The 13748-nt window shown below is 40.3% G+C and carries 10 protein-coding genes; 7 read left to right on the top strand and 3 right to left on the bottom strand.

Annotation, left to right across the window (positions count from 1 at the left end):
* Positions 1–7: 7 nt before the first annotated feature.
* The 3 genes from glpA to glpC are packed head-to-tail and all read left to right on the top strand — an operon-like array spanning position 8 to position 4202.
* Positions 8–1651 carry an anaerobic glycerol-3-phosphate dehydrogenase subunit A gene (glpA, locus tag AKG98_RS01615; protein WP_067040347.1) on the top strand — a complete coding sequence of 548 codons (1644 nt, stop codon included), beginning with the start codon at positions 8–10 and terminating at the stop codon, positions 1649–1651.
* Positions 1641–2981: a glycerol-3-phosphate dehydrogenase subunit GlpB gene (gene glpB / locus AKG98_RS01610; RefSeq protein WP_067040344.1), complete on the top strand. Its 1341-nt coding sequence runs from the start codon at positions 1641–1643 to the stop codon at positions 2979–2981. The genes glpA and glpB overlap by 11 nt, the downstream gene beginning before the upstream one ends.
* Before the next feature lie 12 nt (positions 2982–2993).
* On the top strand, positions 2994–4202 hold the full coding sequence (gene glpC / locus AKG98_RS01605; protein WP_067040341.1) for an anaerobic glycerol-3-phosphate dehydrogenase subunit GlpC: 1209 nt from the start codon (positions 2994–2996) through the stop codon (positions 4200–4202).
* A gap of 184 nt (positions 4203–4386) precedes the next feature.
* On the opposite strand, the gene dbpA is transcribed toward glpC, so the two are convergent.
* Positions 4387–5787, bottom strand: a complete 1401-nt coding sequence (dbpA, locus tag AKG98_RS01600) for an ATP-dependent RNA helicase DbpA (RefSeq protein ID WP_198155369.1) — start codon at positions 5785–5787, stop codon at positions 4387–4389.
* A 130-nt stretch (positions 5788–5917) separates the two neighbouring features.
* On the bottom strand, positions 5918–6124 hold the full coding sequence (locus AKG98_RS01595) for a cold-shock protein (RefSeq protein ID WP_067040335.1): 207 nt from the start codon (positions 6122–6124) through the stop codon (positions 5918–5920).
* 329 nt (positions 6125–6453) lie between these two features.
* Here AKG98_RS01595 and AKG98_RS01590 point away from each other — a divergent pair, with 329 nt between their 5' ends.
* The 3 genes from AKG98_RS01590 to fusA all read left to right on the top strand — a co-directional run bounded on the left by AKG98_RS01590 (position 6454) and on the right by fusA (position 10915).
* The gene (locus AKG98_RS01590; RefSeq protein WP_067040330.1) at positions 6454–7803 is read left to right on the top strand and encodes a DEAD/DEAH box helicase; all 1350 of its coding nucleotides are present in this window, start codon (positions 6454–6456) and stop codon (positions 7801–7803) included.
* Between the two features lie 271 nt (positions 7804–8074).
* Positions 8075–8590 carry a DUF3087 family protein gene (locus tag AKG98_RS01585; protein ID WP_067040327.1) on the top strand — a complete coding sequence of 172 codons (516 nt, stop codon included), beginning with the start codon at positions 8075–8077 and terminating at the stop codon, positions 8588–8590.
* A 237-nt stretch (positions 8591–8827) separates the two neighbouring features.
* On the top strand, positions 8828–10915 hold the full coding sequence (gene fusA, locus AKG98_RS01580; protein WP_067040324.1) for an elongation factor G: 2088 nt from the start codon (positions 8828–8830) through the stop codon (positions 10913–10915).
* 271 nt (positions 10916–11186) lie between these two features.
* Here fusA and AKG98_RS01575 read toward each other — a convergent pair whose 3' ends face one another.
* Positions 11187–12326 carry a cupin domain-containing protein gene (locus AKG98_RS01575; RefSeq protein ID WP_067040322.1) on the bottom strand — a complete coding sequence of 380 codons (1140 nt, stop codon included), beginning with the start codon at positions 12324–12326 and terminating at the stop codon, positions 11187–11189.
* 385 nt (positions 12327–12711) lie between these two features.
* Between AKG98_RS01575 and AKG98_RS01570 the strand changes: the two genes are divergently transcribed.
* Positions 12712–13638 carry a patatin family protein gene (locus AKG98_RS01570; protein WP_067040319.1) on the top strand — a complete coding sequence of 309 codons (927 nt, stop codon included), beginning with the start codon at positions 12712–12714 and terminating at the stop codon, positions 13636–13638.
* Positions 13639–13748: the final 110 nt, after the last annotated feature.

Below are 13748 nucleotides of genomic sequence, written 5' to 3'. Positions count from 1 at the left end.
ATGAATTATGGGGAAAATAACCCGTTTCAATACCGAAGTATTGATCATTGGTGGTGGCGCGACTGGCACCAGTATTATGCGCGATTGCGCACTACGTGGTATAACATGCATATTGCTTGATAAAGGTGATATCGCATCAGGTACAACAGGCCGTAATCATGGCCTATTACATTCCGGCGCGCGTTACGCGGTCACTGACAGCGAGTCTGCACGTGAATGTATTCAAGAAAACAAGATCCTAAAAACTATCGCCAGTCACTGTATCGAAGACACCAGCGGATTATTTATTACCTTACCAGAAGATGATCTGGACTTTCAACGTACCTTCATTGATGCTTGCAGTAGCGCAGGTATCGATACACAAAAACTCACCCCGCAACAAGCTATCGACCTTGAACCAAATGTAAACCGAAGTCTACTCGGCGCAGTAAAAGTCCCTGATGGCACCCTTGACCCCTTCCGTTTATGTGCATCGAATGTACTAGATGCAAAAAACCATGGTGCAAAACTGCTTACCTATTCGATGGTAAAATCCTTGATCCGTATTGGCGATCGTATCATTGGCGCAAAATGTATTAATACTCGTACCAATGAGCGGTTTGAAGTCTATGCCCAAGAGGTTATCAATGCGGCAGGTATTTGGGGTAAAAACATTTGCCACTACGCAGAACTAAACGTGCAGATGTTACCAGCTAAAGGATCGTTATTAGTATTCGAACACCGCATTAACGATATGGTGATCAACCGCTGTCGTAAGCCTGCCGATGCCGATATTTTAGTACCCGGTGATTCAATTTCATTAATTGGCACCACTTCCGAAGAAATTGATTACAACGATATCGACTCCCTCAAAACCAGTGAAAAAGAAGTCAATATCTTAATTGAAGAAGGGGCAAAACTCGCGCCCATACTCGCACAAACTCGTGTATTGCGTGCTTATGCAGGTGTACGACCGCTAGTCGATGTAGGCGGTGGAGATGGCCGTAATATCAGTCGTGGTATCGTATTACTCGATCATGAACAACGCGATGGTTTAGCAGGCTTTAACAGTATTCTTGGTGGCAAGTTAATGACAAGCCGCTTAATGGCTGAAATGACCACCGATCTTATTGCCAGTAAACTAGGGAATGCCAGCACCTGTACAACGCATTTACAACCACTGCCCGGTTCTGTTGTTAATAAAAAGAGTAAACCTCAAAAGACAGTCTTCACAACCAAAGCAGCCACTCACCGTCACGGTGAAAATGCAGTGGCCACATTTGACCAAAGCACCAAGGGTAAATCCATTGTCTGTGAGTGTGAAATGGTGTCTGTTGGTGAGATTGAATACGCCATCAAACAACTCGATGTCACCAACTTAGTCGATTTAAGAAGACGCACTCGCCTCGGTATGGGGTCGTGTCAGGGAGAATTGTGTACCTATCGTGCTTCCAGTCTATTTTGTGATTTTGCCAACTGTAGCGGAAATGAATCAAGTAAATTATTAATGCAGTTTTTTGAAGAACGCTGGAAAGGCATTAAACCCGTGTTATTTGGTGATGCACTACGAGAAGCTGAGTTTACCTATTGGTTGTATGAAGGGCTGTTTGGGGTAACTGATATTAATCAGTTAGGTGAAAAACAACAAGATAAGGAATATTATGAAATTTGATAGCATCATTATTGGCGGTGGTATTGCGGGTTATACCGCGGGATTACGCTGCCTCGAAGCTGGACTAAAAACAGCTATCATTTCAAATGGTCAAAGCGCCCTACACTTTTCATCAGGCTCTATCGACCTGCTTTCACATACCCCAACCAGCAAGGCTGTTCGTAATCCTGCTGCGATATTTAATAAATTTACTCATGAGTTTCCTGACCATCCGTATAGTAAGGTTGGTAAAGAGACCGTATTTGAATCCCTAGAGTGGTATAAAAATTTACTGACCGCTGCTGGTATTCCGCTAACGCAGCAAGATAATGGTGATAATCACTTTCGCATCACTCCGCTGGGTACGTTAAAATCAACATGGTTATCACAACCTTATGTACAACAGCTACCAATGCGGCTAACGGAACATACCATCACGCGTATTGTGGTCGTTCAAATTAATGACTTCCGAGATTTCAATGCCAAGATGCTCACCGATAATTTAATCCAGATCCCCGAATTTAAAGACGTAGAAATAACGCATGTCAGTATTTCCATTGATGGATTCTCAGAACTGAAACGTAATGCTTGTGAGCTGCGCTCGATTGATATTGCACGTATCTTAATGAACGAAAATGAAGTCGAGGCATTAGCGACTAAGCTCAGTGCTATTGCCACACCTGATGATCTTGTGATCCTACCTGCAATTACAGGTAATGGCATGGGACTATCGGTACTTAACAAATTACATGCCTTAACTAACCTAACCTTTCATGAAGTGCCAACTATGCCACCTTCAATGCTGGGGATCCGGCTTGAAGAAACCATGATTGACTTATTCATCAAGCGCGGCGGAATGCTGTTAAAAGGCGATCAAGTCACTCATGGTGATATAGCAGAAGATAACGGCAAGTTAACCCTTAAGCGCGTTTACACCCGTAACTTAGAAAGCATGCCATTAACCGCAGACAACTATATCTTCGCATCCGGTAGCTTTTTCAATAAAGGTTTAATTGCTCACCATGACAAATTACAAGAGCCTGTATTTAACTTAGACATGAACAGCCTTGAAGCACGCAGCACCTGGTACAACCCACAATTTTTTGCTACCAACTCACAGCCATTTTTATCACTCGGTATTAAAACAAACCAAGTATTTAACCCCATGCTAAAAGGCAAAATAATCAATAATCTATTTTGTGCAGGTTCGAATTTAGGTGGCTACGATCCTATCGCTGAAGGCTGTGGCAGCGGTGTCGCGATCAGTACTGCTTATCACGCCGTAAATCAGTTATTACAGCAACGTAGCAAGGCTCATTCACAACAACCTATCAGCAACAGCTTGGTATAAGGGGATAACACAATGAATTTAGCATCCACACGTTTTGAAAAATGTATCAAGTGTACTATTTGCACCGTATATTGCCCTGTTGCCAAAGCTAATCCAAATTATCCAGGGCCAAAAGAATCAGGCCCTGATGGCGAGCGGTTAAGAATCAAAAGCCCAGAATATTACGATGAAGCATTAAAGCTTTGCACTAACTGTAAGCGCTGTGAAACAGCTTGTCCGTCCAACGTCAATGTCGGTGATATTATTGCGGTGGCGCGCGGCAAGTTTGAGAAGAAAAAACTTAATCCTAAATTAATGCGTGATTACATTTTAAGCCACACAGATTTATTCGGCACATTATCGACCCCCCTCGCACCTTTGGTTAATAAGATCACTGATTCTAAAATCATCAAAACCATTATGGATAAAACCGTCGCGATTGATAAACGTAAATCTCTACCTAAATATTCATTTGGTTCATTTAGACATTGGTATAAAAAACAAGCCGACACGCAAATACAGTTTGAACGCCAAATTAGTTATTTTCACGGCTGTTATGTTAACTACAATAACCCACAACTCGGCAAAGATTTAGTTAAGCTGTTAAATGCCATGAATATTGGTGTTAAGTTGCTGAAGAAAGAAAAATGCTGTGGTGTACCGCTGATCGCCAATGGCTTTCATGACAAAGCCCGTAAAAATGCAGAGTTTAATGTTAAACACATGACCGAAGCTGTCGAACAATTTAATACCCCGATCTTATCGACATCATCAACCTGTTCGTTAACCTTGAAGCAAGAGTACCCGCATGTATTAAAGGTTGATAACAGCAAGATCACGAATAAGCTTGAGTTCATCACGCCATTTTTATTACGTGAGTTTATGAATGGTAATATGCCAACATTAAAACCCGTCAATAAAACCATTGTCTACCATACCCCATGTCATTTAGAGCGCAGTGGTTTGGCTATATTTACTATCGAATTGTTACGTACTATTCCCGGTTTAAACGTGATAGTACTGAACAGTGAATGTTGTGGTTCTGCCGGTACGTATGGTTTTAAGAAAGAAAACTATGAGGTATCGATGAAGATAGGTAAAGGTTTGTTTGAACAGATTAAGCAGAGTGATGCAGACTTTGCTATCACCGATTGTGAGACCTGCAAATGGCAGATTGAAGAGAACTCGGATCTAGAAACTATCCATCCGGTGAGTTTATTAGCGCAGTGTTTAATCGATTAAAGCGTTATACGCTTATCGGAGGTCACTTATAGGAAGCGATAATAAGTAATGAAGATAGGTAGAAAATAATAACTGTCAGTAACGAGTCATTCGATCGCTACTGACAGTTATACCCAAACTGCTTCAAACTGCTAGCCTCCCGTAGGGCAAACAGAATGAAGGTATCTTGGGTATATATTAACGATTAATCGTTAAATGAACGTACAATCCAAGCGCGGAACATACGGCCTTTCAACTTACCTTTACCAATTTTCTGTACCGCAGCTTTCGCCACTTTAGTATCAACAGCAACATAGGCACAGTTATCAAACAGCTGGATTTTACCCACTAGCTTACCATCAATACCATCTTTACCTGTTAATGCACCTAAAATGTCACCAGCACGTACTTTCTGCTTTTTACCACCATCAATACGGATACATTCCATCGGTGGTGTCATTGGTGATTCATTTAGCACACTTTCTGGCGGTAATGCTTCTGGCGTGATCATACCAAAACGATCTTCTAATAACGCAACTTGGTATGCTTCTTTATCATCAAATATAGTGTAAGCCATACCTTTACTACCCGCACGGCCAGTACGACCAATACGGTGAACATGGATTTCACTATCATGAGAAACTTGGAAGTTGATTACCGCGTCTAATGATTCGATATCAAGACCACGTGATGCAACGTCAGTTGCAACCATCACCGAAATACTTTTATTAGAAAAACGCACTAACGCTTGGTCACGGTCACGCTGTTCTAAGTCACCGTGCAGTGCAATAACGCTAAAGCCAAAATGGCCTAATTCATCAGCAACATCTTGCACGTCTTTCTTGGTATTACAAAAGATAACCGTTGATTCAGGTTTGTGCTGTAGTAATAAGCCACGTACTGTGTCTAAACGCTCACCAAAGTTTTTTACTTTATAGAAATGTTGTTTAATGGTGCTGTCATCGTGCGTTGACGCAACTTCAACCATTTCAGGGTTGTTCATTATTTTCGCTGCAATAGCTTGGATTTTTTTCGGGAACGTAGCACTAAATAGTAATGTTTGACGATCACTTGGTGCTTTCTCAACAATGGCGTCAAGTGCGTCTTGGAAACCCATTTCTAACATGCGATCAGCTTCGTCCAGCACAAATGTTGTTAGATTATCTAATCGTAACGTGCCTTTCGTTAAGTGATCTAATACGCGACCAGGCGTACCAACAATAATATGTGCGCCGTGTTCTAATGAACCGATTTGTGGGCCAAATGGCATACCACCACACAATGTAAGTACTTTAATGTTATGAATACCACGTGCCAATTTACGAATTTCTTTCGCTACTTGATCAGCAAGTTCACGTGTAGGACAAAGTACTAACGTTTGAATACGGAAACGTTCAACGTCTAAGCGCTGAAGTAAACCTAAACCAAAAGCAGCCGTTTTACCTGAACCTGTTTTACCTTGACCAATTACATCTTTACCTTCAAGAATACTCGGTAAGCTTTGTGCTTGGATCGGTGTCATTTCGGCATAACCGAGAGTATCCAGATTAGAGACAAGCTCTGGACGTAAATTGAGAGAAGAAAAATTAGTTTGGCTCACGGGCATACCTTAAATGGTTATAATAGATAAAACAAAAAGGGCAAGCTCCGAAGAACATGCCCTTTATACTTAAACTTTTTGATTTACCATCAATCCATTTAAGTTAACAATCTTAGTGACTATTAATTCAGAAGAATTAAAGTACTACGATGTTTTCTGCTTGAGGACCTTTTTGGCCGTCAGTAACAGTGAATTCAACTTTTTGGTTTTCAAGAAGAGTACGGAAACCGTCGCTCTTGATAGCGCTGAAATGTGCGAACACATCAGGGCCGTTTTCTTGTTGAATGAAACCGAAACCTTTAGTTTCGTTGAACCATTTTACTGTACCAGTAATTGTAGACATAATAGAATCCTATTTATCAGAGTAATTTAATTGGCATAAAGCCGGTGTTGCTGGAAGTGTTACTACTTACTTATGATCAAACAGGACGAGGTACTAAAAAAACTTCGAAATGGAATTCATTCATAAAACTAACCTTAAAGCTGCAGCGAATTATATAGACTTAAAATTTGCTGTCAACAAAGTTATTTATCATTGCGCTATAGACAACAATAATTATCCAGTTTGCACTTAACTAGCCTATCATGTACCCTGCAGCACCGCTGTTATACTAAGTACTAACGCATAGTATTAGCACATAAATAGCAACCACATAAATAAAGAGACACTATATGAGTTTTACCGACCTCGGTTTATCCGCTCCAATCCTAAAGGCTGTAGCAGAAAAAGGCTACGACACACCATCGGCAATTCAAGCGCAAGCAATACCAGCTGTACTGTCAGGTAGGGATGTAATGGCTGCGGCACAAACAGGGACAGGTAAAACAGCTGGTTTTACTCTACCTATTTTAGAAAAGCTAAGCCAAGGCCCGCGCCCACGTGCCAATCAAGCACGTACATTAATCTTAACGCCTACACGTGAACTCGCAGCACAGATTGCAGAAAACGTTGAAGTCTATAGCAAACACTTACGTTTAACATCAACCGTTGTATTTGGTGGCGTTAAAATTAACCCACAAATGACGCGTTTACGTCGTGGTGTTGATATCTTAGTGGCAACGCCTGGCCGTTTATTAGATTTATATAATCAAAACGCTATTCGCTTTCACCAATTAGAAATTTTGGTATTAGATGAAGCCGATCGCATGCTGGATATGGGTTTCTTACGTGATATCCGTAAAATCCTTGCGGTACTACCACAAAAACGTCAAAACTTATTATTCTCAGCAACTTTTTCTGATGACATCCGTCAGCTTGCGAGAGGCTTAATCAACGATCCAGTCGAAATTTCAGTGACGCCACGTAATGCAGCTGCTAAATCAGTTGAACAATGGATGCACCCGGTTGATAAGAAGAAAAAAGCACAGCTGTTAACACACCTAATTAAAGAAAACGACTGGAAACAAGTATTGGTATTTACCAAAACTAAACACGGCGCGAACAAGTTAACCAAACACCTAGAAGAGCAAGGCATCAATGCTGCAGCGATTCACGGTAACAAGAGCCAAAGTGCACGTACTAAAGCACTAGCAAATTTCAAATCAGGTGAAGTTCGAGCACTTATTGCCACTGATATTGCCGCGCGTGGTATCGATATCGTGCAACTACCACAAGTCGTTAACTTCGATTTACCAAACGTACCAGAAGATTATGTTCACCGTATTGGTCGTACCGGTCGTGCTGGCTCTGAAGGTACTGCAATCTCATTAGTCTGTCAGGACGAAATGAAAGAGCTAGTAGCGATTGAACAATTAACGCAAAAACACCTTGAGCGTGTTGTTGTTGACGGTTTTGCACCAATGGATTCATTCCCGACTACACCGGGTATTCGTCCACCAAAAGAGAAAAAGCCTAAGAAAGATCATCAAGATGGTCAACGTTCAGGTGAAAATTCACGTGGTCACAAACCGGCAAGTAAAAACCGTCGTCACACAGGCCCACGCAGTGAAGCAAATCCATCAGCAAACAAAGGCAATCGTCGTCGCCCTGCTGGTTCTGCAAATAAAAGCAGTAACACTTAAGCGTTTATCTATAATAAGCGCGTGATACAAGTCTCCGCTTATCTATAAATAATATTATGCGCATTGTCTTTAGCAATAAAGACGATGCGTTTTATTATCACGTCATTGATACCCTTCTTATCCCATTCTTATCCCATTCTTAATTAATAATCTTCGATTCAATCAGCTATCAATTACTTTACATTTATTTAATCATTAATCACTGATTAATATTATTATTTACGCCCTTATTTGCTAGAATATTCACTCTTCATTAAAGAGCGGAAAGTAAATGAAATTACAACAAATAGACAAAACTCGTTACCGTAAACACTTAAACATGGCGAGTATTGTCGCGACAGCGGTGTTAATCGCATTTTCATTATTTTATGGCCAAGTATTAATCCATTTTTTTGGCGGCGCTGACGAGAATAATTTTAAATTAAATTTAGCTGGGGTGATCCTAGGTGTGATTAGCTTGTTGGTCGTATTCAGCCTCGTTCGTCGTCATCCTTATCTCGCTGAAGTCATGTATGTCTGGGACCTAAAACAAGTAAACAATAAAATTTACCGCAAACTGCATCATATAAAAACGGCATTAAGCGACAGTGACAACACCAATATCGATGCCATCACCATCCTAAATTACTATTACGCGGCATCGAAGCAACAATACAATCTAGACAACAATACATTAACGATGGAAGGTTTAATGGCTAACATAGAAAAATTAGATAAGCTCATAGCAGAAAATAATTTAACTATTACCCTAGATGACTACCAGCCAAGTTTATTAAAACTGTTTTAAACCACATTTTGTAAGCATATCAAAACAGGCTCGACTATAATTGCGCCTGTTTTTAGGATAAAAAACCAACATTTTAACCAAACCTTCAATTTTAATAGTCTTAATACGAATTAATTATATAGATATTGAAAAAAACCCAGTAAATGCCATTTTATAAGCGCCCATCTCTTTTTTGTTGCTAAAAAAACGTGATATACTCCGCGCGAATCTTTACATAAATAAATTATAGAGAACATAATGGCAGATTTATCTAAATACAGAAATATCGGTATCTTCGCTCACGTTGATGCTGGTAAAACAACAACAACTGAACGAATTTTGAAACTTACTGGTCAGATCCACAGAACTGGTGAAGTACATGACGGCGAATCAACTACAGATTTCATGGAACAGGAAGCTGAGCGCGGTATTACTATCCAATCAGCAGCTGTAACTTGTTTCTGGAAAGATCACCGTTTTAACGTTATTGATACTCCTGGACACGTTGACTTCACAGTAGAAGTTTACCGTTCACTTAAAGTACTTGACGGCGGTATCGGTGTATTCTGTGGTTCTGGTGGTGTTGAACCACAATCAGAAACTAACTGGCGTTATGCGAATGAATCACGAGTTGCACGTATCATCTTCGTAAACAAATTAGACCGTATGGGTGCTGATTTCTTACGCGTTGTTAAGCAAACTGAAGACGTACTTGGTGCTAACCCACTCGTTATGGTTTTACCAATCGGTATCGAAGACGATTTCGTAGGTGTTGTTGACCTTCTTACGCGTCAAGCATACGTTTGGGATGATACAGGCGAAGCAGAAAACTTCGAAATCACTGCTGTTCCAGCAGACATGGTTGAACTAGTAGAAGAATACCGTGAAAAGTTACTTGATACTGCTCTTGAGCAAGATGATGAGCTATTAGAAGCTTACATGGAAGGCAACGAGCCAGCTATGGAAGACATCAAACGTTGTATCCGTGCAGGTACTCGTACAATGGACTTCTTCCCAACTTACTGTGGTTCAGCATTTAAGAACAAGGGTGTTCAAAACATTCTTGACGCTGTTGTAGATTATCTACCAAGCCCAACAGATGTTGATCCTCAGCCGCTTACAGATGAAGAAGGCGAGCCAAACGGTAAATTTGCACTTGTATCAACTGAAGAAACATTCAAAGCGTTAGCATTTAAAATTTCAGATGACCGTTTTGGTGCCCTTACTTTCGTTCGTATCTACTCAGGTACGTTGAAAAAAGGTGATACGATCCTTAACGCTGCAACAGGTAAAACTGAGCGTGTAGGCCGTATGTGTGAAATGCAAGCGGATGAACGTAAAGAATTAGCATACGCACAAGCGGGTGATATTATCGCGATTGTTGGTATGAAAACTAACGTTCAAACAGGTCACACATTATGTGATCCTAAAAATCCTATCATTTTAGAAGCGATGGTATTCCCAGAACCAGTAATCTCTATCTGTGTAACACCTAAAGATAAAGGTTCAACTGAGAAAATGGGTATTGCGATCGGTAAAATGGTTGCTGAAGATCCAACATTTAAAGTTGAAACTGACCAAGATTCAGGTGAAACAATCCTTTCAGGTATGGGTGAACTTCACCTAGACATTAAGGTTGATATCCTTAAGCGTACATACGGCGTTGAACTCGTTGTTGGTGCTCCGCAAGTTGCTTACCGTGAAACTATTACACAAGAAATTGAAGATAGCTACACGCATAAGAAACAATCTGGTGGTAGTGGTCAATTCGGTAAAATCGATTACATCATCAAGCCAGGCGAACTGGGTGCTGGTTTCACGTTCAAATCTTCAGTTGTTGGTGGTAACGTACCTAAAGAATTCTGGCCTGCAGTTGAAAAAGGCTTTAAAGGCATGATGGATACTGGTGTTCTAGCTGGTTTCCCTATGATCGATGTTGAAATTGAACTACTTGACGGTGGCTTCCACGCAGTGGATTCATCAGCAGTAGCATTCGAACTTGCAGCTCGTGGCGCGTTCCGTCAGTCTATCCCTAAAGCGGGTGTACAACTGATTGAACCTATCATGGCTGTTGACGTATTCACTCCAGACGATCACGTTGGTGATGTTATTGGTGACCTTAACCGTCGTCGTGGCATGATCAAAGATCAAATGGCTGGTGTTACTGGTGTTCGTATTAAAGCTGACGTACCTCTTTCAGAAATGTTTGGTTACATCGGTTCACTACGTACTATGACATCTGGTCGTGGTCAGTTCTCTATGGAGTTCTCACACTACAACGCATGTCCAATGAACGTAGCTGAAGGCGTAATTGCTAAAGTTAAAGAAGAGAACGCTAAAAAATAAGTAATTATTTTTAGTTAATCTTCCTAACCCCAGTTATGTAAATAACTGGGGTTATTTTTTACCTGAAAAACAGTGAACACCCTCCTACCCGATTCCAGCTTAGCTGATAATATTTAACCTCTTATCTTTTCTTACCCTCTACTCTTTTCTTACCCTCTACTCTGCTAGCTTTACTATTACGGCCAAATTACAGACAAAAAAAAGCACCAAGACCATCAAGCCTTAGTGCTATTTATTGTGCTTTTAACTTAACCTAACAGCGTATTAACCGTTACTCGAAGTGCCAGTAACCTAAGTTAACCCATTCAATCAACAGTTGACCAAATACTTTATCTTCCATTAATACTTCAAGTTCTTTTGCTGTCTGCTCTGTGGTGTTACATAACGTCTGTACACTCGCAGCAATGCTGGCATCAAAGTCATAACGCTCACCATCAATAAAGCAACTCGTTGGCATTTCTGGGAAGTATAATGTCTTCAGTCCGTTCACTTTACGCAAATAAGACTCCATACCGATTTCATCTACTACAATCGCGTAATCTGCAATGTAACCACCTTCAGGTACAACCAAATCTAATTCATGTGCAGATTCACTGTAATGACGACCAAGGAAATCATGCATAACGCTTTTATCAGCCATTAATGATGTCATTATGTCTGTTAAACCTTGCACTTCACCAGATTCGATAGAGCCATGCTGTGCACGTGGTTGTAACTTAGGATCGCTATAACGAACAAACTCTTTGTCTTGTTGTAATAGGTAATCACCAAAGTCGTTTAACAGTTCTTTTTGATCTTGGGCACGGAAACCAACTGAGTAGTTAATCGCTTCGCCAACAGCATAACCTTCATGCGGTGCATAAGGTGGGATATATAAAATATCACCGGGTTCTAATACAGTATCAATAACCGCGTCAAACGCTTCACAATGCTTCAGAGCGCCGTTAGCAGCAAACTCTTGAGGATTCATATCCTGAGCACCAACACGCCAATGACGCTTGCCTAAGCCTTGAATGATAAATACACAATAACGATCGATATGCGGACCCACACCACCTGTATCAGTACTGTAAGAAACCATCAGATCATCAAAGCGCCAGCTTGGAATAAAGTTAAACACATTCGCCAGTTCGGCGGAAGGATCATGCCAGTGATTAATCGCTTGCACTAGAATCGCAGCACCTGGTTTTTCCATACGCTCAAAGTCAGTAAACGGACCGCATTTAGCTTCCCACTTACCATCTTCACGTGAAACCATACGTGACGTAACCTCTTCTTCCATCGCTAAACCAGCAATTTCATCCGGGCTGATTGGATCGATAAAGTCCTTGAATCCCGCTTTAATTAACAGTGGTTTTTTCTGCCAATAATTTTCCATGAAATCAGCAATATCAAGATTTAATTTATACATAGTCAACCCGCATTCAATAATCGAAGTAATAGAGCGCGTATCATAGGTATTTTCGCGATAATAGCAAGTCCCTGTTCACCTACTGTAGCCATTTTAATTTTATTATTGGCTTATTTTTAGACGGGAGTTTTTGCAACAAGCCCATCAAACATCTCAATGAGATTTCAAATCCCTAAATTGTCATTAATCTTGTCGTTTTTTAGAAACATAATGTCGCTAACTCGAAAGTCATATAAGAAAATACCCTGTAGTATTAGCTTATTGAAGGTCATTTACTATGGCTGAAATAGCATAACATCCTCGATGTAATTACTTATCTAAACAAATTATTCGTGCATTTCGCGTGTTTTTACGAGCCTTGATCAGGATGACTTTAGGAGTTTTAATGCCAGGTAATCACCACTACTATTCAGCAATTCGTTCCCAAGAAAACCGAGATTACAGTGTTAATAAAGCCAATTCTATTGCGCTTGTTGTCGAAGGTGGCGGTCAAAAAGGTATTTTCACTGCGGGGGTGCTAGATGCTTTTCTTAAAGAAAAATTTAATCCGTTTTCATTATTAATTGGTACATCGGCAGGCGCATTAAATCTTGCCTCCTATATTTGTGGACAATATCGACACGCCTATCGTGTGATTACAGAAGCCACAATGCATAAAAACTTCTTTAACATGCGCTCTTTTTTATTCGATAATAAAGGTATGGATCTTGATTGGTTGATTGAACAAACAAAAACAAAGATACCGCTTGATTGGAACCGCGGTGATGAAAACATGAAAAACCGTGAAGTGTTAGTAACAGCAACTCAAGCTGATAATAACCAAGTGGATTATTTTGATTTATTTGGGGCCGGTTGGGAGCTGGCATTAAAAGCGAGTTGTTCTATTCCAGGCATTTATAATACGCCTGCTACACTCGATAAATATCATTGGTTAGATGGTGGTGTGCAGGCGCCAATACCGCTAGAAGAGGTACATAGACGAGGCTATAAGCATATTGTTGTGATTAGAACTGCACCGCCAGAGGTCAAAAGTGAACATAAAATTTTAGCTAAGCTAACACCGTATATTAAAAATTTAAAAACCAAAGAGATAGTGAATAACTTAATCGATCATGAAGAATCGTATATCAGAGCTCAGATGTTTTTAGAGAGTCCACCAGAAGATGTTTCCATATACGAACTGCATCCAACTAAATTATTAAAATCAAAATTGATTGGTAGCAAGAAGACATCACTTGATTATGATTATCAGCAAGGACTTGATTGTGGTCGGCAATTTTTAAAATCTTATCAAGGGATTGATATGTACTAATGATGTAGAAACCCAGTCCCCAAATTTGTGTGACTACCTCTTATTAACTTAATCGTATTAAGAGTGTTGTAATAAACAATCTAATTTCGAAGAAGGCTGAGGGCTAAATA

Origin of the sequence: Moritella sp. JT01, assembly GCF_001574435.1 — a bacterium.
In the GTDB taxonomy this organism is placed as follows: domain Bacteria; phylum Pseudomonadota; class Gammaproteobacteria; order Enterobacterales; family Moritellaceae; genus Moritella.
The sequence above is the reverse complement of the archived record's forward strand: the minus strand, read 5'-3'. Positions and strand labels throughout refer to the sequence as shown.